This window comes from Streptomyces sp. NPDC093510, assembly GCF_040683555.1.
Classification (GTDB): domain Bacteria; phylum Actinomycetota; class Actinomycetes; order Streptomycetales; family Streptomycetaceae; genus Streptomyces.
In genome coordinates, this window is sequence record NZ_JBFBEE010000009.1 from 110,189 (window position 1) to 130,477 (window position 20,289).

The following is a 20,289-nucleotide window of genomic DNA, read 5'->3' on the forward strand; positions in this document are numbered from 1 at the left end:
TTCCGGCGCGCCGACGTCCCGTACGGGCTGGTCCGCCACCCTTGAGCGGCTTCTGGCGGACCTTGTGAAGGGCTCGTGCAGACTGGCCGGATGCGTATCGAACTCGCCACCGAACCAGGCGACCCCGCACGCCCCAACGAGGACTACGCGGCGGTCGCGCTTCCCGCGTCCGGACAGGGCGGATCGCTCGTCCTCCTGGACGGCGTGACGCCGCCCGAGGGGTCGGTGGGCTGTCCGCATTCCGTCCCCTGGTTCACCGCGCGGCTCGGCGGCGCGCTGGGCGAACTGTCCGTTTCACTCAGGGATATGACGCTCGCTGAGATCCTCGCGGCGGCCATCGCGCGTACCGCCGACTCCCATGGTTCAACCTGTGACCTTTCTCACCCGCGTACGCCTCAGGCAACGGTCGTGATGGTGCGGTGGGACGCGGAACGCGTCGAACATCTCGTCCTGTCCGATTCGGCGCTCCTCCTGGCGGGCCACGGCGGCGACGTGACCGCGGTCCTCGACCGCCGCCTCGCCGAACTGCCGCCCGCCGTGCGGGCCCTGCGCGACCGGGTGCGCGCCCTGCCGCGCGGCTCGGCCGAGCGCGACGAGGCGGGCCGCGCCTACGGAGCCGCGGTCGAGGCGCTGCGCAACGCCGAGGACGGCTTCTTCACGGCCGCCGCCGACCCCTCGGCCGCCCTGCGCGCCGTCACCGGCGAGACGCCGCGGGCGGATGTCACGGCGGTGGCGGCGCTCACCGACGGGGCCGGGCGCTGGGTCGAGACGTTCCGCGAGGGCGACTGGGGCGACTGCTTCGCACTGCTGCGCAAGCAGGGGCCGCAGCACCTGGTCGACCGGGTGCGGGAGTTGGAGCGCGCGGACCCGGACGGACTCGCCTTCCCGCGCGGGAAGCGGCACGACGACGCGGCGGTCGTGTACGCGGAATGGTGAGAGGGCGCCGACGAGGGTGCGCCGACGCCGGTCGGCATGGGCGAGGGCGGCAAGGTCGTCGCGTACCGGGAGGCGGACGTCGTCGACGCGGCCGCTCAGGTGTCCGCGCTCGCGTTGAGCCTGCCGAGCAGCCGGGCCAGTTCGGCGACCTCCGCCCGCTCCCAGCTCGCGAGCCTGCGCACGTAGCTGGCGCGGCGGGCGGCGCGCACCGTGCGGAAGCGGGTGCGGCCGTCCGGCGTGAGCCGGATGAGCCAGGCGCGTCCGTCGGCCGGGTCGGGCTCGCGGGAGACCAGGCCGAGCTCCTCGAGTGCCCGCAGCTGGCGGCTCATGGTGGCCTTGCCGACGCCGATGTAGGCCGCGAGGTCGGTGGCCCGCTGCGGGCCGGAGTCGTCCAGGCAGACGAGCAGTCCGTACGCGGCGGGTTCCAGGTCGGGGTGGACCTGGCGCGCCATCTCGCCCGACGAGGCCCGCGCGCGGCGCAGCAGCAGCGACAACTCCCGCTCCAGGGAGAGGAACTCACGGTCCGCCCCCTGCGGCCCCTGCTCCCCCTGTGCCCCCTGCGTCTCCTGCCCGCCCTGCCCGATGTCGCCCCGCGCGCCGCGCTTCACGTCCTCTTCTGCAGCACCCATGTCCCGCTTTCCCGATTCTGAAAGTTATCGCCGGAAGGCCCTCGCGCCGCGGCCGTGGCGGCAGCGGTCTGACCAGTATTTCGCAAGGTGGAGACGGTGCCGCTCGGCCGTCACCGCCACAGGAGTGGACCAACGGCATAACTCTGTCCCTCTTCCCCCGCGGCGGTCTACGTGCGTAGCTTTCAAGTGACATGTTCACACCATGCGACATGTCGCAAGGTCCCCCCAGCGCACCACCGAGGCCTTCGGAGGCATCCCCATGCCCGTGCACAGACCCGGACCGGCCCGCCGCTCGCGCTTGTCGCCGGCGGGGGTTCTCCTCGCAGCACTCTCCGCCCTCTCCCTCCTCCTGACGCTCCCCACGGCGGCCCAGGCGGACGACGTACCGCCGCGCGGCTCCGCCCGCCTCGGCCAGGGCGTCATCGAGCACGACGGCCAGGGCGGTCTGCCCAGCGGCGGCGGCGCCACGCAGACCGAGGGCGTCGACGTCAGCAGCCACCAGGGCAACGTCGCCTGGTCCACGCTCTGGAACAGCGGCGTGAAGTGGGCCTACGTCAAGGCCACCGAGGGGACGTACTACAAGAACCCCTACTTCGCCCAGCAGTACAACGGTTCGTACAACGTGGGCATGATCCGCGGCGCGTACCACTTCGCGACGCCCGACACCACGAGCGGCGCCGCCCAGGCCAACTACTTCGTGGACAACGGCGGCGGCTGGTCGCGCGACGGCAGGACGCTGCCGGGCGCGCTGGACATCGAGTGGAACCCGTACGGGGCGGCCTGCTTCGGCAAGACCCAGTCGGGGATGGTCAGCTGGATCAGGGACTTCCTGAACACCTACAAGGCCCGCACCGGACGCGACGCCGTCATCTACACCGCCACCAGCTGGTGGAAGCAGTGCACCGGCAACTACAGCGGCTTCGGCGCGAGCAACCCGCTGTGGATCGCCCGCTACAACACCAGCCCGGGTGAACTCCCGGCCGGCTGGGGCTTCCACACGATGTGGCAGTACACCTCGTCGGGGCCGACGGTCGGCGACCACAACAAGTTCAACGGCGCCTACGACAGGGTGCAGGCTCTCGCGAACGGCTGAGCACGCGTGAACGGTGGCCGACCCGTTGCCGGGCCGGCCACCGTTCCCCCATGACGCCTACGCGATGACGTCTACGCGATGACGCCTACGCGGCGGCCGGAACCTTCACCTCGGCCTCGGTGAGCGCCAGTTCGAGCACCTGGCGCACATCCGTGACCGCGTGCACGTCCAGCTTCTCCAGGACCTCGGCAGGGACGTCGTCGAGGTCCGCCTCGTTCCGCTTGGGGATGATCACCGTGGTGATCCCGGCGCGGTGCGCGGCGAGCAGCTTCTGCTTGACGCCGCCGATCGGCAGGACCCGGCCGGTCAGCGAGACCTCACCGGTCATCGCCACATCCGTACGGACGAGCCGCCCGCTGAGCAGCGACGCGAGGGCCGTCGTCATCGTGACGCCCGCGCTCGGTCCGTCCTTGGGGACGGCGCCCGCCGGGAAGTGGATGTGCACGCCGCGCTCCTTCAGGTCGGCGACGGGCAGCTCCAGCTCCGCGCCGCGCGAGCGCAGGAAGCTCAGCGCGATCTGCGCCGACTCCTTCATGACGTCGCCCAGCTGCCCGGTGAGCGTGAGCCCCGACGCTCCGGTCTCCGGGTCCGCGAGCGACGCCTCCACGAACAGGACGTCGCCGCCCGCTCCGGTGACCGCGAGCCCGGTCGCCACGCCCGGCACCGCCGTGCGCCGCTCGGCCGGGTCCTGGGCGGACTCGGGCACGTGGTGCGGCCGCCCGATCAGATCGCGCAGGTCCTCGTCGGTGACGGCGAACGGCAGCTCCCTGTCCCCCAGTTCGTGCTGGGCCGCGATCTTGCGGAGCAGCCGTGCGACGGACCGCTCCAGGTTGCGTACGCCGGCCTCGCGCGTGTACTCGCCGGCGAGCCTGCGCAGCGCGCTCTCGTCCAGCGTCACCTCTTCCGCGTCGAGCCCGGCCCGCTCCAGCTGGCGCGGGACCAGGTGGTCGCGGGCGATGACGACCTTCTCGTCCTCGGTGTACCCGTCGAGCCTGACCAGTTCCATACGGTCGAGCAGGGCCTCCGGAATCGCCTCCAGGACGTTGGCGGTGGCGAGGAAGACGACGTCGCTGAGGTCGAGTTCGACCTCCAGGTAGTGGTCCCGGAAGGTGTGGTTCTGCGCGGGGTCGAGGACTTCGAGGAGGGCGGCGGCCGGGTCGCCCCGGAAGTCCGAACCGACCTTGTCGATCTCGTCCAGGAGCACCACCGGGTTCATCGACCCGGCCTCCTTGACGGCCCGCACGATGCGTCCGGGCAGCGCCCCCACGTACGTACGACGGTGGCCGCGGATCTCCGCCTCGTCGCGCACGCCGCCGAGCGCGACCCGCACGAACTTGCGGCCCATGGCGTGCGCCACGGACTCGCCGAGCGAGGTCTTGCCGACGCCGGGCGGGCCGACGAGGGCGAGCACGGCGCCGCCGCGGCGTCCGCCGACGACGCCGAGGCCGCGCTCGGAGCGGCGCTTGCGGACCGCGAGGTACTCGGTGATGCGCTCCTTCACGTCGTCGAGGCCCGCGTGCTCGGCGTCCAGGACGTTCCGGGCGCCCTTGATGTCGTACTCGTCGTCGGTGCGCTCGTTCCACGGCAGTTCGAGGACGGTGTCCAGCCACGTCCTGATCCAGGAGCCCTCGGGCGACTGGTCGCTGGCGCGCTCCAGCTTGTCGACCTCCTTGAGCGCGGCCTCGCGGACCTTCTCGGGCAGGTCGGCGGCCTCGACGCGGGCGCGGTAGTCGTCGGACTCCTCTGCTGTGTCCTTGCTGTCGCCGTTGATCTCCCGCAGCTCCTTGCGGACCGCGTCGAGCTGGCGCCGCAGCAGGAACTCGCGCTGCTGCTTGTCCACGCCCTCCTGTACGTCCTTGGCGATGGACTCGGCGACGTCCTGCTCGGCGAGGTGCTCGCGCAGCTGCTCGGTGGCGAGCTTGAGGCGGGCGACCGGGTCCTCGGTCTCCAGGAGCTGGATCTTCTGCTGGGTGGTGAGGAAGGGGGAGTATCCGGAGTTGTCGGCGAGGGCGGAGACGTCGTCGATCTGGGTGACCCGGTCGACGACCTGCCAGGCGCCCCGCTTCTTCAGCCAGCTGGTGGCGAGCGCCTTGTACTCCTTGACGAGCTCGGTGACGGCGCCGGGCAGGGGGGTGGGCACGGAGTCCTCGACCTGCTGCCCCTCGACCCAGAGGGCGGCGCCGGGACCGGTCGTGCCCGCGCCGATGCGCACGCGGCTCCGGCCGCGGATGAGGGCGCCCGGGTCGCCGTCGGAGAGCCGGCCGACCTGCTCGACGGTGCCGAGGACGCCGGTCGCGGCGTACGTCCCGTCAATGCGCGGAACAAGCAGCACCTTCGGCTTGCTGTCGCCACTGGACCGGGCGGCGGCCTGTGCGGCCTCCACCGCGGCGCGCACGTCGGCGTCGGACAGGTCGAACGGAACCACCATGCCGGGCAGGACCACCTCGTCGTCGAGCGGCAGCACGGGCAGAGTGAGCGGTGTGTACGAGGTGGACTCAGTAGCCATGATCTCCCCTTCGGCATTCAAGTTGAGCTGTATCGGCTCAATGCTCATGAGCTACTGATTGTTCCCCAGGGTGTGTTCGCTGTGAGCGATCACGAAAACGCTGTCCTGTAGCGGTGGACTTTGCATAAGTCAGCTCCAGGCTGCACGTGATCTTGCATTGGTCAGCGTGACCTTGCATCAGTGGGCGGGGTTAGCTGGTCATGACTCATGCGTTTGGCGTGGTGCCCGGTGGTGTGACAGGGCCTCCGGTGGAGGGGTTCGAGGTCGGCTACATCGACCCGGGCGGGTCGGAGTTCCGCCGCCCGCTGGCAGATGTGTGGGCGGTCCGGTTCGAGGACGCCATGCCGGTCCGCGAGTTCAAGTCGTACAAGGGACAGCGGCATCTGCCGGGGCTGTGGTGGTCGTCGACGGCGGGCGGGCACATCGGATATGAGTCCTGGCTGGAACGCGATCACGTGATGCTGCTGGACTTCGACCCCTCGGTGGTGAGGGTGTCCTCGCAGCCGTTCTGGCTGTTCTGGGCGTCTGACAGCGGCAAGAGCATCTCGCACGCGCCGGACTACTTCGCGCGGCGGGAGGATGGCTCGGCAATCGTGGTCGACTGCCGTCCGGCGGACCGGCGGGGGCCCCGGGACTGGGCGAAGTTCGAGGCGACGCAGTCGGCCTGCGACCAGGTGGGGTGGGAGTTCCGGCTGGTGGGGGCGCCGGACGAGATCGTGGTGAGGAACGTGCGGTGGCTGGCGGGCTATCGGCATTCCCGGCATCTGGTGGGGCCGGTCGCGTCCGGGCTTCGGGAGGTGTTCGCCAAGCCGCACCCGCTGATGGATGGCGCCGGGCTGGCGGGGGATCCGATCGCGGTGCTGCCGGTGCTGTTCCACCTGCTGTGGTCGCAGGAGCTGGTGGTGGACGTGTCGGCGCCGCTGCACGCTGCGGCGATGGTGTCAGCGGGGATGCGGTGATGGCCCGCAAACAGGCTGCCGTGTTGCGTCCCGGCGACTGGATCGTCTATGACGACGGCGACTACCAGGTGGTGGCCCTGGCCGGGACGTCGGTACGGCTGCGCTCGTCCGGCGGGGCCGAATCGGTGGTCCTGGTTTCGTATCTGATGGCCTCGCCCGGCTTCTCGGTGACCGGCACGGAGCCATTGCCCGCGCTGGAGCCGTTCGGGCTTCTCAAGACGCTGCCGGAGCCGGTGCTGGCCACGGCGAAGGAGTGGGAACGGCACATCGTGGAGGTCGAGACGGGGCTGCCGCCCGGCGCCGAGCCGGGCACACTGTCGCGGCCCGAGTACGACCCGACCGTCTCCTCTCTGGTGGAGCGGGCGGCAGCGAAAGCCACGGAACTGGGGGTGAGTCTTCGCACCGTGCAGGGTCGGCGGTCGCGCTATGCCCAGCAAGGGGTGTGGGGGCTGGTCGACCAGCGGACCGTGCGCATGGTGGAGGCGACCGGGCGTGCGGATGCCCGGCTAGTGGCGGCGGTCCGGGAGGCCCTGGACGCGGAGACCCACTCCTCGACCGGGACCCGCTCCCGGCTGATCCGCCGGGTGATCAAGATGGTGGAGGCCACCCATGGAGTGGGGGTGGTGCCGCTGCCGAGTAAGAACACCTTCTACAAGCTCGTCGACGCGCTCTCCACAGGTCGGCACACCTTCGGCTCGGCGGTCACACGGCGGCAGACGGCGAACCGGCCGCGGGGAGTGTTCACGCCGACGTTCGCTGACCGACCCGGGGAACAGGTGCAGATCGACTCCACCCCGCTGGATGTGATGGTGGTGCTGGATTCCGGGCTGACGGCCCGCGCCGATCTGACGATCGCGGTCGATGTCGCGACCCGCTCGATCTGCGCGGCGGTGCTGCGGCCGGTGGGCACGAAGGCCGTGGACGCCTCGCTGCTGCTGGCGCGGATGCTGGTGCCAGAGCCGATGCGGCCGGGCTGGTCGCAATCGCTACGGATGGCGGCCTCGCGGATGCCGCACCGGCGGCTGCTGGATGTGGACTCGCGGATGGAGCAGGCCGCGGCGAGGCCGGTGATCGTGCCGGACACCGTCGTCATCGACGGCGGGAAGGTGTTCATTTCGGACACATTCATCCGGGCCTGCGAACGGCTGGGCGTCTCGGTTCAGAGATCACGACCTCGCACGCCGACGGACAAAGCGATCGTGGAGGCCACATTTTCCGCGATCAACACGCTGTTCTGCCAGCATCTCGCCGCCTACACCGGCGCCAACGTCTCCCGGCGGGGCGAGCGGGTGGAGGAACAGGCGGCCTGGACGATCCCCGAGCTCCAGGACCTACTGGACGAATGGTTGCTCGCCGGGTGGCAGACGCGGGCGCACGACAGTCTGCGCGATCCCTACCGGCCCAAGAAGGCGATGTCACCGAACGACAAGTACACCTCGCTGGTGGCGGCCAGCGGCTATCTGCCGCTGGTGTTGCAGGGCGAGGACTATCTGGAACTGCTGCCGGTGGCCTGGCGGACGGTCAACGACTACGGCATCCGGATCGGCTACCGCACCTACGACAGCGCGGACCTGGGCCCCTGGCGCCGTCAGCACTCCGGGCACGCCGCCAAGCGCGGGCTGTGGGAGGTGCACTACGACCCATACGACCTGTCCCAGGTGTTCGTACGCACGCAGCACGGCTGGATCACCGTCCCCTGGGTCCAGCTGCCGCTGGTCAACGCGCCGTTCGCGGACTTCACCTGGAGCCACGCCCGTCGACTGGCCGCCCATGCCGGGCTGGACGACACCAACGAAGCCGTGATCGCCCGCGTGCTGGACGGCCTGCTGACCCGCGCCGAGCTGGGCCCGGACAAGCGCACGAACCGCGTGGTGGGCCGCACACGGGCGGCATCGGCCCTCCCCGCGCCCGCCGCCGAGCCCGAAACCGACACCGCCGCCGAGGCCCAGTCGCCCGCGTCGGTGGTGTCCTTCGGTGTCTTCGACGCCCACGCGGAAGCCGAAAGGTGGCTATGAGAAAGTCCGCCCCGTCCCCGAGGCCCGACACGGGCACGCCCGAGGAGCTGCCGCCGGATAGCCCGCTCACCACCAAGGAAGGCTGGCGCCACTTCGTCGGGCACGATCCCGTACCGCCCCAGCTGCTGCCAGCCGCCGAGCGGGCGGCGCTGAGCGGACGGGAGCGGATGCGGGAGGACGACCGGCGCCGGGAGTATCACGCCGACCTCCCGCTGGTGAACACCCCGACGATCCGCAACGTCATCGCCACCACGCGGCTGCTGGTCCAGCTCAACCGCAACCAGGTCTCCGCCCGCCGGGGCGTGATCCTGTCCGGCGCTTCGGGCACGGGCAAGACCACCGCCCTGACCCAGTTGGGACGGGCCCACGAGCTCGCCATACGCAAACGGTATCCGCGTGACGGCAACCGGCTCCCGGTCCTCTACGCCACGGTCCCGCCCGCGGCCACGCCGAAAATGCTCGCGATGGAGTTCGCCCGCTTCTTCGGCCTGACCTTCCCCGCCCGGGCCAACGTGACCGACATCGTCGACGCGGTCTGCGCGACCGCCGCCCACGTCCATGTCGACCTCGTGCTCGTCGACGAGCTGCACAATCTCAATCTGGGCACCCGGTCGGGCGCCGAAGCATCCGACCAGCTGAAGTACTTCGCCGAACGCCTGCCCGCCACCTTCGCCTACGCGGGTATCGACATCGAGTCGCGGGGCCTGTTCGCCGGCACCCGTGGAGGTCAAATCGCCGGACGCTTCGTCGTCATCCCCGCTGCCCCGTTCTCCCACGCCGACGACGGGGAGAAAGACGCCTGGCGGGACCTGGTGGGCACCCTGGAATCTATGCTCCGCCTGCACCACCACACGCCCGGCACGCTCACCGCCCTGAGCGAGTACATCTTCCATCGTACTGGCGGAATGATCGGCACCCTCTCCCAGCTCATCCGCGGCGCCGCCGTTCTGGCCATCGAGGACGAGAGCGAACGCATCACCGAGGAGCTGCTCGCCCTCGTCCCCGTTGACTTCGCCGCCGAGCAGTCCGAAAAACTCACCGCACCAGCCAAATCCTCCTCCCGACGGAGACGGGTGGCCTGATGCTCATGCGCCGGCTTCCTGATCCCGTGCCGCCCGCCCAGCACGAAATCGCCGCCTCCTATATCGCCCGTCTGGCCCGACTCCACGGCCTCGACATCAATGCCCTCTGGCGATGCGTCACCGAACGCGAAGCCTCAGGAGGCATCCGTCGCGTCGTCGTCCCCGAACGCCTCGCAGCCATCACCGGCCGGACCGTCCACGCCCTCGCCGGTGCTCTGCCGGAACTACGCTCCCCTCAGCCGGACTGGGCCATGTTCCGTCACCAGCCACAACCCGGCTGCCCTCACTGCAACGCCAAACACCCCGGCGGCGAGGTCATCAGGATCATGCCGCACCACCGCTACGTCTGCACCCAACACCGGCTATGGCTCTGCCCATCCGACGCCGACGGACACACCACGCGCCTCGACGCCCTCCCCGAAGTCGTTCAAGCACAGCGCCGACATCTGCGCATCCTTCAACGTCACGGCTGGGCCGTCACCTACGACGCCGTCCTCACCGCCATACTCATCTGCGGCCAACTCTGGTCCCTCCCGGAGAACGAGAACGGCGAAGCATGGCACGACTGGGTCCGCCGGGCCCGGGTCCTCATCCCACCCGACACAGTTGAATCGGGCTTCTCCGTGGCACGTCTCTGCGCAGCGGTCTATCCCGAAGCCATCTCACTGGCCACTCTCTTCGCATCACCCTATTGGAGACAACAAGCGCAGAAAACGACCTGGGATCGCGACCGCTTCGACACCGAAATCGCCCAACGGCTACGGCACCCTGACCACAACTTCCGTAAGTACGACTTCCGCCAAAGCCGCTACAACGACCCCATCAACTACAGCGATCCCATCAACCATTGGGCTGACGTGACTTCCAGGCGCCCTCCGCTTTCCCCCATCCACGTCCACGACAGCAAGAAGCATCACCTGCGTAAGCCAACCCTGCGTGTCGCCACCCAAGTCTCACAGCAACGGCATGCTCGCGCCTTCAACCCATCCCACCGGGCTGGCGAGGCACTCATCGCACACCGCCACCTCGCCACCGTTTTCCGGCGCGCATGGTCCCCGTTCCGGGCCTACATGCTCCCGTCAGGCACTGAAGTCAGCCACCACAAGCGCGTCACTGACGGCTCGGCGGAGATCCCCAAACAACTACCTCACAGCACCAACTGATGAGAGCCAGCAGCCGTTGCAAGTACGGCGGGCCACGATGCCCGGACTCCGATACGACCAGCAGAAGCATATGACCATTGGGACGTCGACCCGTTCGCCAACGACACCGACGAGACTTTTGCGCCTAATGGGGAACCCCTTCAAGTCGACTCCAGAATTCCTGAGTTCCGACGCGCGTTCCGTCGTTAGCGAGGATCGCAGCGGGACTGCACTTCAGCCGGAGCCGGATTTTACGCTCCCCGCTCGCCGAGAAGTTCTCGTTCCCAGCGAGCCCCGAGGCTACGAGCTCGCTGACGAACCTCTTCCAGATATCCGGACCGTATTCCTGGGCCCATTTGAGCCTATTGTCCTCCGGCTGGTGGTCGCTGCGGAGAATTACGGACTTCTCTACACGCCGTGCCATCGTCGTCAGATAGTGGCGCGCGGCAAGAACCTCGGTGGGCGGCAGGCCGTCACGCTTATCCTCGGCGTCGACGACATCGGCTCCGTAGCGTTGCAGCGCTTCGAGGATGTGCTCCTTGCGGTAGAGGAGTTCGTTCGGAAGCAGCAGTTCCACCAGGTCGGAGTGACGCACGCCTCGCAGTCCGGCCAGATCAAAGGGCGCACCGCTCACCCTGATCTTCTTGACTACGGTGTTCCTCAGCGTCAGGGACCACCCTCCCGCCGCAGGCAGAACAAGCCCGTCGACCTCGCATCCAATGATGCGCGTATTCACTCCCTGCACCTGTGAGAGGTCGATCCCGTCCGCGAACACGGCATTGAGTACGTCCGTACCAGGAATACGGCCTGTTTCTTTGATGAGAGCCGCCCACAGGGCGCCCAGGTTGGTGGCCGCGACAGTGGACTCGATCTGCTCTTTCTCCGCGTTCTGAAGTTGTGGCGCAAAGTTCGTGATGGCTTGGACGACACGTTCCGCTCCAGCCGCGGCGACAACTCCCGTGACGGTGGCCGACCGCCAGGGGGACTGCTTGAGCATCGCTTGGAACAGAGAAAGGTGTCCGTCCAAGAGGTAGCGGCTTGCGGCGCCCGCTAGGAACTGGTCGAAGAACAACTCGTGCTGAAAACGGAAACGGGAGACTGACGCATCGTCCGAGGCTGCGGCGAGTCCGCAGAGCACAGGCAGCCGTTGCTTGAGGTGACGCCGGCTGGACAGCTCACTGTCCATGGCGTACTCGGCTGCGTCCTGAAGCTCATGAATGTCCGCCTCGCGCTCTTCGTGGCTCGCCATGAACTCTGCGACGTACTCAAACATGCGCCGCAGTTCGACGCGGTTCATGAGGGCGGTGTCCCCCTGCCCCGTCAGTTTTCCTTCCTCGCGCGCCACGTACTTGTCGAGCAGTCGATCGGCAAGTGTGTTGCTCTTGATCTCGCCATCGTTCGGGTTGAGGGTCATCTCCGCGAACGCATGAGCAAAGAACGGGAGCCCCAACAACTGACGGTCATGCTCAGACAGTTGTCCCAGGCTTTCGCGCGGCACTCCGTAGTCGTCGAGGAACGCCTCGATGTCCTCCGGGGACCACCGCTGCACGGCTGCGACTCTGTGCCGCACAAAGGGCAGTCCCTGCTCATTGGCGCGCTCAACACTGGAGCGGTACTGCCCCATGTAGTAGGAGGAACGCGCGGACACCACCACTACGCCCCGACCACCGAGTTCATCGAGCCAGGGACGTAGCGACCCTATCGCGTCGCTATACCCCACCCCGCCGAGCAGCTCGTCAAATCCGTCGATGAGCAAGGTCATCAGCCCGTTCCGACACAGGGCCTTCACACCTCTGTCTGTGAGGTTGCGGGTCGATGCGACAGCGCTGTCCACAACGGTGCGGAGGCTGTCGAGTACCTGGCCGGTGGAACGGACGTACAGGAACAATGCCTGGTTCGACGGTTCGCCCGCCTGCATCGCCCGCTCGACCTCCTGGGCACGGGTCTTCGCTGCGTCGAGCATCGCCCGTGTCTTGCCAATGCCCGCCTCACCGTTGATGAAGACCACTTGCGTCTGGCCGCGGTTGGCCTGGAGGTCCTGGTCGATGCCGTCGATGAGTTCGGCGAAGGTGCAGGCGGGCTCTGTCTGGCTGCCGTCGATGTCGGAGACAACGACCTTGCTCATCCGTGTCGTGCCGCGCTCCTGGGACACCCAACCCAGAGTGTCGCGCTCCTCGGCCAGCACCTTGCTCTCCATCTGCTCCAGCTTCTGCCGCAGACGCGTCGCAACTACCTGCCAGTTGGCGAGTGAACGCAGATAGTCCGAGTACGGGACCCAACCGGACTCCGCGCGCCACTGCCGGGCATTGTCGGGGCCCAGGCGGAAGTAGTCACGCCGAGGCTGGGTTCCCGTGCCCTCACCGGTCGCCTTGTCCCAGTAGTACTCAAAGCCGTGTTCGTGGTCAGCGTAGACGGGCTCAGAGTCGTCATCGGCGAAGCCACGAAGATCCTGCTCGACATCCTTGATGAAGTACACCAGCGTGCCGTTGTCCGCCTTCTGCGCCTTCAAAAGGGGCTGAAGTGCCGCGCGGATCGCCTCGTCTGAGGGAGAACTGCTCACCGATCCACCGCCGAAGCAGAGGAAGCTGGGCTGGGCACGGGTGAACTTGGAGAAGAGGTGCCAGACACCTCTCGGCTTCATGAATAAGAACGGCCACAGCGACACCCTGTCCCCGTCCCAGACGAAGGACGGCCGTTGGTCCCCCGACTCGCCCTCCTCAATCGACAGCTCGGCCTCGTCGAGGGACTCCGTAATCGCGTCGGCGATGGACTGAACCAGTTGGTCCAGCGTTGCCAACTCGGTTTCCCCGGCGGGCAGCGGCCCCCCGTGGCTGATGTGGTCGCGTAGCCGCTTGAGATCGCGCAGTTCCCTGGGCGCTCCTGGAAAGCCCTGATCGTAGAGATCCAGAACCCTGGTGACGGCCCGGCCCACACGGTCGGCCGGCACTGTCGGACATTCGTCCAGCTGCTGTCCGACACGCCGTAGATAGGCGGTCCACTCGCCGAGACCCGGGGAGCGCCCGACCAGCGCGGGAGTCCGTCCCGCTGCCCGCACAGTCGCCGCCGCCAGCAGCGCCAGAGAACGCAGCTCAAAGTCGAGGACGGAGAAGCCCTCATGGATGCTGCGCGGGCGTCCCGCCGACAGGGGGGAATAGGAAGTCTCCATGTGGCGGAACACCTCGGCGGGAGTCGCCGACCTCGCTCCCTCGGCCATCGATCCTCCAGCATGCTGCACTATTCCTCCCGGCTGGGCCCGCTTAGCAGTGTGACGCACCTTATCGATCGCACGGAGCCCCTTCCGGGCCTGTGGACAAACAGACCAGCGCGCGCAGCGGTATAGCCCCGGTACGCCTCTGCTCAACACCACTTCTCCAACGACCGCATCGACATGGTGGGTCACCCAAGCCGTCCTCGGCAGTCAAGCCCGCGCCCCTCTCCCCGCCAGACCGAAGATGCAAGAAGCACTTGCGCAGAATCAGGGCGTGAGTCCAATCGATTCGTTCATCGACAAGTCCAGCGGCAGGTGACGATGCAACAACAAACTTCACCGAACAAACGCGTTGCGGCACACCCCTCCCCCGGACCTAGGGTTCACCGCGCCACAGAGGACGACATCGCAGGTGGGGAGCGGCAATGGACGCCACGGACAAGGTCTGGTTCATCACGGGGACCAGCTCGGGGCTCGGGCGGGCGCTCGTCCGGGCCGCGGTCGCGCACGGCGACCGGGTCGTGGCCACCGCCCGGGACGTCTCGGCGGTGGAGGACCTCGTGGCGCTCGCGCCGGACCGGGTCATGGGCCTGCGCCTGGACGTGACCGACGCCGAGTCGGTGCGGGCCGCCGTCGCCGCCGCCGAGGAGGCCTTCGGGCGGATCGACGTCCTGGTGAACAACGCCGCGTACGGATTGCTCGGCGCCTTCGAGGAGCTCGGCGAGGACCAGCTCCGCGACAACTTCGAGACCAACGTCTTCGGCGTCATGACGGTCACCCGCGCCGTCCTGCCCCTCATGCGGCGCCGTCGCCGCGGCCACATCGTCCAGATGTCGTCCGTGAACGGCGTGGTGCCGGGGCCCGGCGGCACGGCGTACGTCGGGACGAAGTACGCCCTCGAAGGGATCTCCGCCGCCCTCGCCGCCGAGGTCGCCCATCTCGGCATCCGCGTCACGATCGTGGAACCCGGCCCGTTCCGCACCGACTTCGGCGGGCGCTCGCTTCGCTGGGGCACGCCGATGGAGGAGTACGCCGAGATCATCGCCCCGGCCCGCAAGGCGCTCGAGGCCTCGCACGGCTCGCAGAGCGGCGATCCGGACCGGGGCGCCGAGGCGATCATCAGGGCCGTCGGGCTCGACGAGCCGCCGCTGCGGCTGCCGCTGGGGGACGAGGCGTTCGGCTGGATCAGGGCCCATTTCCGGTCACGTATCGAGGAGTTGGACGCGGTCGAGGGGATCGGCTCGGACACGGCTTTCCGCTGACCGGTCCGTTTCCGGCCGTCCCGGAGCGGGCGGTCACGACCGGCCGGTCCTTGCGGGGCCTCCCGCGCGTGTCGTTCCCTCCCGGCCGTCCCCTTGGGACCGTGGGCGCTCCGACTACCACGGAGGAGACCCATGGTGGACACACCCGGAAACGGTGACGGTGGCGTGCAGGACGTGACCGCCCAGCTCGTGGAGCACTCACTGGGGCATCTCTTCTCGGCCGCGCTGCGCACCGTGGCGCGCTGCCGGGCGGCCGACCATCTGGCGGCGGGCCCGCGCACCGCCGAGGAACTGGCCGAACTGACCGACACCCACGCCGGACACCTCCGCCGCGTGCTGCGCTATCTCGCCACACGCGGCGTGTTCCGCGAGGACGCGGCGGGCGCGTTCCACCTCACCGAGGTCGGCGACGCGCTCCGCACGGACGTGCCGGACTCCCTGCACTCGGCGGTCGTGATGCTCACCGACCCGGTGTTCCAGCGGACCTCGGCGGGCCTGGAGGAGACGGTGCGCAAGGAGGGGCCGTCCTTCGAGCGGATCTTCGGGAAGCCGTTCTTCGCCTACCTGGCCGACGACCCGGCGCTGCGGGAGCTGTTCGACAGCGGCATGTCGGCGATGTCGGGGCCGATCGACGCGGTGGTCGCCGGGACGTACCCCTTCCCGGAGAAGGGCACCGTGGTGGACGTCGGCGGCGGCCGCGGGGGCCTGCTGCGCGCGGTCCTGCGCGGGCGGCCGGGCCTGACGGGCGTCCTCTACGACCAGGTGCCCGCCGTGAGCACCCACCTGCTCGGCGACGACGACGAATTACGCGGCAGGTGGCGGGCCGAGTCCGGGGACTTCCTGGAGGCGGTCCCCGAGGGCGGCGACATCTACGTGGTCAAGCACGTCCTGCACAACTGGCCGGACGACGACTGCGTGCGGATCCTGCGCAACTGCCGGGCCGCGATGGCCCCGGACGCGCGCCTCCTCATCGTCGACTGCCTCCTGCCCACCGGCAACGAACCGCACCTGGGCAAGACCCTCGACGTGGCGATGGCGGCGATCGTGAACGGCCAGGAGCGGACGGAGGACGAGTTCGCCGCGCTGCTCGTGGGGGCGGGGCTGCGGCTGACGCGCGTCCTCGCGACCGACGCGTTCCCGTCGATCGTGGAGGCGGAGGCGGCTCTCTAGGACAAGGAGCGGCCCGGACCCCCGGCGCGAGTCACGGCGTCGCTCGTGTGCGACGGGGGCCCTGGCCCGGGCGGCGAAGATCATCAAGTGCAGAATGGCCCGCATGTCGATGACAAATGCACCGAAGACGGCACGCCCCGCCCCGCGGCCCTCGACGGCCGACGACGCCACGACGATCGGCCGCACCCTGGCCCTCGCCTTCCACGACGACCCGATGATGCGCTGGTTCTTCCCGGACGAGGCCACGCGCGAGGCGGGCCTCGGCCGCTACTTCGCCACGATCTTCACCCGGCAGTACGGCCGCCACGGCGTCTGCGAGCAGACCGCGGCGGCGGCCGCCTTCTGGGTGCCTGCCGGCGCGCAGGACAAGGCCGTGCCCGACGCGGAGACCGTCGAGGAGCTCGCGGAGATACTGGGCGACCGGGCCCCGCTGTTCCGCGAGGCCACGGCGGCGGCCGCCGGACACGGCCCCCAGGAACCGCACTGGTACCTGGCGGTGCTCGGCGCCGACCCCGCCGCCCAGGGCCAGGGCCACGGAGCCGCCCTCCTGCGCTCGGGCCTCGCGCAGGCCGACGAGGCCGGGCTGCCCGTCTACCTGGAGTCCTCCAAGGCGGACAACCTGCCCTTCTACGAGCACTTCGGCTTCACGGTGCTCGGCGAGGTCCAGCTGCCGGGCGGGGGCCCGACCCTGTGGGCGATGCGCCGCGGTCCGCGCCAGGACGGTGCCTGAGCAACGGCCAGGTGGCGACACCGACCAGCAGCGCGAGCAGGTGGCCCCAGTTGGTCATCGGGTCGGTGAACGCGATCAGATCGTCGACCAGCATCCCGCCGAAGCCCACGAGGACGGGCCAGCGCAGCCACGGCGTGAGCAGCCCCGCGAGCGCGCCGACGCTGGCCGCCACGCCGAAGCTGATGCCGTAGTCGAGCCGGTGCAGCGACGTGTCCGGCAGATGGCCGGCGAGGACCGAGAAGCCGACCGGGACCTCGGTCGCGAGCGTCGCGACGACGTGGCCTAGGAGGAAGACACCGGCGGTGCGCAGCCCGCCGATGCGGCGCTCCAGCGCGGTGAGCACCAGCAGGAACACGATCGCGTACGGGGACGTGATGCCGCCCGCGATCCACAGGGCGCTCGCGACCAGGACGAGGACGGGACTCTGCGCGAGGTGCGCCACGTCGGTGCTCGACCCGTGGAGGAGCGATGCCACGAGGTCCGGGTCGGCGTACCGGGCGAGCAGCGAGGTGGCCGCGAGCACGAGGGCGTACCCGAAGGTGAAGGGCGTGCCGGTGGGGGTGGGCAGGAGCTGCCAGGGGCGCAAGCGCCGGGTGGCCGTACCGGCGGGATGTCCCGCTCTCGGACCGCGGTCCTCCCCCGCCGGGGGCTGACGCGTCGACTGCCGCGGTATGCCGTTCAGGGTGCCCGGCGTCTTCGCGTCGGACGCGGCCCCGGCGGGCCGCACGCTCTGGTTCACGGGTGAGGCGCTCCTTCCGTCCCACCCCACCCTTTGCCCTCTTTTCGAGCGTTGTCTATGACGGGCGCCACGTGAGGTGCGTCTCACACGGCAACCCGCGGGGCTGGTCCTGCGTCGCGCGTCCGTGTCCGGAAGGCCGGAGAACCGCCTGCGGACGCCCACCCCGGAAATACGCTGTGCGCCATGCACACCCACACCACCGCCCCCGTCGTGCTCGACCGGCGCGAGGGTCCTCACGGCGAGGTCGTCCTGCGGCGCCACGGTGAGCTGCTGCAGATCATCGCCAACGGCTGCTTCCTGATGGACACGTCCGACGGCCGCTCCGAGCGGCTGCTCGTCGACGCGGCCCTCGACGCCCTCGACGACCGCCCGTCCCCGTCCGTCCTGATCGGCGGCCTGGGCGTCGGTTTCTCCCTCGCGCGGGCCGCCGCCGACCCCCGCTGGGGACGCATCGACGTCGTCGAACGCGAGGAGGCCATCATCGGCTGGCACCGCGAAGGACCGCTCGCCGAACTGTCCGGAGCCGCGCTCGCCGACCCACGTGCGCAGATTCTTCACACGGACCTCGTCACGTACGTCTCCGGAGCCACGCGGACGTACGACGCGCTCTGTCTCGACATCGACAACGGCCCCGGCTGGACGGTGACTGAGGGCAACAACTCCCTTTACTCGCCTGGTGGTCTGACGGCGTGCAAAGCACGTCTGAACCCCGGCGGAGTGCTCGCCGTCTGGTCCGCCCAGCCCTCGTCCGCTTTCGACGACGCTCTACGGAATGCCGGATTCCAGAGGGTACGGACCAAAGAGATCCCCGTTGCCCGAGGCGTCCCGGACGTGGTCCACCTCGGCGTCCGGGCTGCGTAGCCGAGGTGCCTTCGCGCCCCGTACTCTGCTGACCGAACACAAGCGATCAGTGTCAGGGGCGGGCGATGGAGCAGACACACACCTCCCAGAACGGCGCCACGGCGGCGACGCCGGGCGCCCAGCGCCGGGTGCTGGTGGTCGAGGACGACCCGACGATCGTCGACGCCATCGCCGCCCGGCTGCGTGCCGAGGGTTTTGTCGTGCAAACGGCCGGCGACGGCCCTTCGGCGGTCGACACCGCCCAGGCATGGCAGCCCGACCTGCTGATTCTCGACATCATGCTGCCGGGCTTCGACGGCCTGGAGGTGTGCCGCCGGGTGCAGGCCCAGCGGCCCGTGCCGGTCCTCATGCTCACCGCGCGTGACGACGAGACGGACATGCTGGTCGGGCTCGGGGTCGGCGCGGACGACTACATGACCAAGCCGTTCTCCATGCGGGAGCTCGCGGCCCGCGTGCACGTCCTGCTGCGCCGGGTCGAGCGGGCCGCGCTGGCCGCGACGACGCCGCGCAGCGGCATCCTGCGCCTCGGCGAGCTGGAGATCGACCACGCCCAGCGGCGTGTGCGGGTGCGCAGCGAGGACGTCCATCTGACGCCCACGGAGTTCGACCTGCTGGTCTGCCTGGCCAACACCCCGCGCGCCGTCCTCTCGCGCGAGCAGCTGCTCGCCGAGGTGTGGGACTGGGCCGACGCGTCCGGCACCCGCACCGTGGACAGCCACATCAAGGCGCTGCGCCGGAAGATCGGGGCCGAGCGGATCCGCACGGTGCACGGCGTGGGCTACGCCCTCGAGACCCCGTCGCCGTGAGGCCGGTCCTGCCGTGAGCGGGCCCTTCGGAGAGCTGCGGCCGTTCTCCATCAAGACCAAGCTCGGCGCCCTCGTGGTCGTCTCGGTGTTCATCACCACGGGGCTGCTCCTCGTGGCCATGAAGACCAAGACCGAGCTGCGCTTCATCACCGTCTTCTCGGTGATCGCCACGCTCCTGATCACGCAGTTCGTGGCGCACAGCCTCACCGCCCCGCTGGACGAGATGAACGCGGTGGCCCGCGCCGTCTCGCACGGCGACTACACGCGCCGGGTGCGCGGCGCGGACCGGCGCGACGAGCTGGGCGACGTGGCGTCCACGATCAACGCCATGGCGGACGACCTGGAGGCCCAGGACACCCAGCGCAAGGAGCTCGTGGCCAACGTCTCGCACGAGCTGCGCACCCCCATCGCGGGTTTGCGGGCCGTCCTGGAGAACGTGGTCGACGGCGTCTCGGCCGCCGATCCCGAGACGATGCGCACGGCCCTGAAGCAGACGGAGCGCCTGGGGCGGCTCGTCGAGACGCTCCTGGACCTGTCCCGCCTGGACAACGGCGTCGTGCCGCTCAAGGCCCGCCGCTTCGAGGTGTGGCCGTATCTGTCGGGCGTCCTGAAGGAGGCCAACATGGTCGCCTCCGCGCGCGCGGGCATCGCCTCGGGCTCCGGCAGTCACACGCGTACGGACGTCCATCTGCACCTCGACGTCTCGCCCCCGGAACTGACGGCCCACGCGGACGCGGAGCGGCTCCACCAGGTCGTGGCGAACCTCATCGACAACGCGGTCAAGCACAGCCCGCCGCACGGCCGTGTGACGGTACGGGCCAGGCGCGGCCCCGATCCCGAATCCCTGGACCTGGAGGTGCTCGACGAGGGCCCCGGCATCCCGGAGTCGGAGTGGCACCGCGTCTTCGAGCGGTTCAACCGGGGCAGCCACGCGGGCGCCCCCGTGAAGGGCTCCGGCAACGACGGCGGGACGGGTCTCGGCCTCGCCATCGCGCGCTGGGCGGTCGATCTGCACGGCGGGCACATCGGGGTGGCCGAATCCCCTCGCGGCTGCCGCATCCAGGTCACTCTTCCGGGCCTGCCCGAGGCGTGAAGTTGACGTAGGGTTCGAGTCGAAGCGATTCACGGGTGCCGTTCCTGGGCACCCGGAG

Annotated in this window: 16 protein-coding genes; 12 read left to right on the forward strand and 4 right to left on the reverse strand. The window is 69.6% G+C overall.

What is annotated here, in order from left to right; all coding sequences use genetic code 11:
- The first annotated feature begins 90 nt into the window (after positions 1-90).
- Positions 91-936, forward strand: coding sequence for a hypothetical protein (locus tag AB0N81_RS16290; protein ID WP_365358617.1), 846 nt, complete (start codon positions 91-93; stop codon positions 934-936).
- A 95-nt stretch (positions 937-1,031) separates the two neighbouring features.
- On the opposite strand, the gene AB0N81_RS16295 is transcribed toward AB0N81_RS16290, so the two are convergent.
- Complete coding sequence (locus AB0N81_RS16295) at positions 1,032-1,565, reverse strand: MarR family transcriptional regulator (protein WP_365358619.1); 534 nt, start codon at positions 1,563-1,565, stop codon at positions 1,032-1,034.
- A 259-nt stretch (positions 1,566-1,824) separates the two neighbouring features.
- On the opposite strand from AB0N81_RS16295, the gene AB0N81_RS16300 reads away from it, so the two are divergent.
- On the forward strand, positions 1,825-2,658 hold the full coding sequence (locus AB0N81_RS16300) for a lysozyme (RefSeq protein WP_365358969.1): 834 nt from the start codon (positions 1,825-1,827) through the stop codon (positions 2,656-2,658).
- A gap of 85 nt (positions 2,659-2,743) precedes the next feature.
- On the opposite strand, the gene lon is transcribed toward AB0N81_RS16300, so the two are convergent.
- Complete coding sequence (gene lon, locus AB0N81_RS16305) at positions 2,744-5,164, reverse strand: endopeptidase La (RefSeq protein ID WP_365358621.1); 2,421 nt, start codon at positions 5,162-5,164, stop codon at positions 2,744-2,746.
- 248 nt (positions 5,165-5,412) lie between these two features.
- On the opposite strand from lon, the gene AB0N81_RS16310 reads away from it, so the two are divergent.
- The 4 genes from AB0N81_RS16310 to AB0N81_RS16325 are packed head-to-tail and all read left to right on the forward strand — an operon-like array spanning position 5,413 to position 10,383.
- Positions 5,413-6,123 carry a TnsA-like heteromeric transposase endonuclease subunit gene (locus AB0N81_RS16310; RefSeq protein WP_365358623.1) on the forward strand — a complete coding sequence of 237 codons (711 nt, stop codon included), beginning with the start codon at positions 5,413-5,415 and terminating at the stop codon, positions 6,121-6,123.
- The gene (locus AB0N81_RS16315; protein ID WP_365358625.1) at positions 6,123-8,138 is read left to right on the forward strand and encodes a Mu transposase C-terminal domain-containing protein; all 2,016 of its coding nucleotides are present in this window, start codon (positions 6,123-6,125) and stop codon (positions 8,136-8,138) included. The genes AB0N81_RS16310 and AB0N81_RS16315 overlap by 1 nt, the downstream gene beginning before the upstream one ends.
- Positions 8,135-9,220 (forward strand): ATP-binding protein, encoded by a 1,086-nt coding sequence (locus AB0N81_RS16320; RefSeq protein WP_365358627.1) that lies wholly within the window; start codon positions 8,135-8,137, stop codon positions 9,218-9,220. The genes AB0N81_RS16315 and AB0N81_RS16320 overlap by 4 nt, the downstream gene beginning before the upstream one ends.
- Positions 9,220-10,383 (forward strand): TniQ family protein, encoded by a 1,164-nt coding sequence (locus tag AB0N81_RS16325; RefSeq protein WP_365358629.1) that lies wholly within the window; start codon positions 9,220-9,222, stop codon positions 10,381-10,383. The genes AB0N81_RS16320 and AB0N81_RS16325 overlap by 1 nt, the downstream gene beginning before the upstream one ends.
- Positions 10,384-10,507: 124 nt before the next feature.
- Here the strand turns inward: AB0N81_RS16325 and AB0N81_RS16330 are convergent, their stop codons facing one another.
- The gene (locus AB0N81_RS16330; RefSeq protein WP_365358631.1) at positions 10,508-13,528 is read right to left on the reverse strand and encodes a hypothetical protein; all 3,021 of its coding nucleotides are present in this window, start codon (positions 13,526-13,528) and stop codon (positions 10,508-10,510) included.
- Positions 13,529-13,995: 467 nt separating this feature from the next.
- Between AB0N81_RS16330 and AB0N81_RS16335 the strand changes: the two genes are divergently transcribed.
- The 3 genes from AB0N81_RS16335 to AB0N81_RS16345 all read left to right on the forward strand — a co-directional run bounded on the left by AB0N81_RS16335 (position 13,996) and on the right by AB0N81_RS16345 (position 16,732).
- Positions 13,996-14,832 (forward strand): oxidoreductase, encoded by an 837-nt coding sequence (locus AB0N81_RS16335; protein WP_365358632.1) that lies wholly within the window; start codon positions 13,996-13,998, stop codon positions 14,830-14,832.
- Between the two features lie 132 nt (positions 14,833-14,964).
- On the forward strand, positions 14,965-16,002 hold the full coding sequence (locus tag AB0N81_RS16340; RefSeq protein ID WP_365358634.1) for a methyltransferase: 1,038 nt from the start codon (positions 14,965-14,967) through the stop codon (positions 16,000-16,002).
- A 94-nt stretch (positions 16,003-16,096) separates the two neighbouring features.
- Complete coding sequence (locus AB0N81_RS16345; RefSeq protein ID WP_365358636.1) at positions 16,097-16,732, forward strand: GNAT family N-acetyltransferase; 636 nt, start codon at positions 16,097-16,099, stop codon at positions 16,730-16,732.
- Here AB0N81_RS16345 and AB0N81_RS16350 read toward each other — a convergent pair.
- Complete coding sequence (locus AB0N81_RS16350) at positions 16,647-17,471, reverse strand: rhomboid-like protein (RefSeq protein WP_365358638.1); 825 nt, start codon at positions 17,469-17,471, stop codon at positions 16,647-16,649. The two genes, AB0N81_RS16345 and AB0N81_RS16350, sit on opposite strands and share 86 nt — an antisense overlap.
- A gap of 183 nt (positions 17,472-17,654) precedes the next feature.
- On the opposite strand from AB0N81_RS16350, the gene AB0N81_RS16355 reads away from it, so the two are divergent.
- From AB0N81_RS16355 to AB0N81_RS16365, 3 genes are all read left to right on the forward strand, one after another.
- A complete protein-coding gene (locus AB0N81_RS16355) occupies positions 17,655-18,332 on the forward strand; it encodes a spermidine synthase (protein ID WP_365358640.1) in 678 nt (225 codons plus the stop codon).
- Positions 18,333-18,397: 65 nt separating this feature from the next.
- On the forward strand, positions 18,398-19,138 hold the full coding sequence (locus AB0N81_RS16360) for a response regulator transcription factor (protein ID WP_362990138.1): 741 nt from the start codon (positions 18,398-18,400) through the stop codon (positions 19,136-19,138).
- 13 nt (positions 19,139-19,151) lie between these two features.
- A complete protein-coding gene (locus AB0N81_RS16365) occupies positions 19,152-20,231 on the forward strand; it encodes a HAMP domain-containing sensor histidine kinase (RefSeq protein ID WP_365358643.1) in 1,080 nt (359 codons plus the stop codon).
- Positions 20,232-20,289 lie beyond the last annotated feature (58 nt).

Bases quoted from the DNA above. Each gene is read 5' to 3' on its own strand.
- AB0N81_RS16355 (WP_365358640.1), top strand. From the start codon at position 17,655: ATGCACACCCACACCACCGCCCCCGTCGTGCTCGACCGGCGCGAGGGT.
- AB0N81_RS16295 (WP_365358619.1), bottom strand. From the start codon at position 1,565: ATGGGTGCTGCAGAAGAGGACGTGAAGCGCGGCGCGCGGGGCGACATC.
- AB0N81_RS16330 (WP_365358631.1), bottom strand. From the start codon at position 13,528: ATGGAGACTTCCTATTCCCCCCTGTCGGCGGGACGCCCGCGCAGCATC.
- AB0N81_RS16290 (WP_365358617.1), top strand. From the start codon at position 91: ATGCGTATCGAACTCGCCACCGAACCAGGCGACCCCGCACGCCCCAAC.
- AB0N81_RS16320 (WP_365358627.1), top strand. From the start codon at position 8,135: ATGAGAAAGTCCGCCCCGTCCCCGAGGCCCGACACGGGCACGCCCGAG.
- AB0N81_RS16360 (WP_362990138.1), top strand. From the start codon at position 18,398: ATGGAGCAGACACACACCTCCCAGAACGGCGCCACGGCGGCGACGCCG.
- lon (WP_365358621.1), bottom strand. From the start codon at position 5,164: ATGGCTACTGAGTCCACCTCGTACACACCGCTCACTCTGCCCGTGCTG.
- AB0N81_RS16335 (WP_365358632.1), top strand. From the start codon at position 13,996: ATGGACGCCACGGACAAGGTCTGGTTCATCACGGGGACCAGCTCGGGG.
- AB0N81_RS16315 (WP_365358625.1), top strand. From the start codon at position 6,123: ATGGCCCGCAAACAGGCTGCCGTGTTGCGTCCCGGCGACTGGATCGTC.
- AB0N81_RS16340 (WP_365358634.1), top strand. From the start codon at position 14,965: ATGGTGGACACACCCGGAAACGGTGACGGTGGCGTGCAGGACGTGACC.
- AB0N81_RS16325 (WP_365358629.1), top strand. From the start codon at position 9,220: ATGCTCATGCGCCGGCTTCCTGATCCCGTGCCGCCCGCCCAGCACGAA.
- AB0N81_RS16345 (WP_365358636.1), top strand. From the start codon at position 16,097: ATGGCCCGCATGTCGATGACAAATGCACCGAAGACGGCACGCCCCGCC.
- AB0N81_RS16300 (WP_365358969.1), top strand. From the start codon at position 1,825: ATGCCCGTGCACAGACCCGGACCGGCCCGCCGCTCGCGCTTGTCGCCG.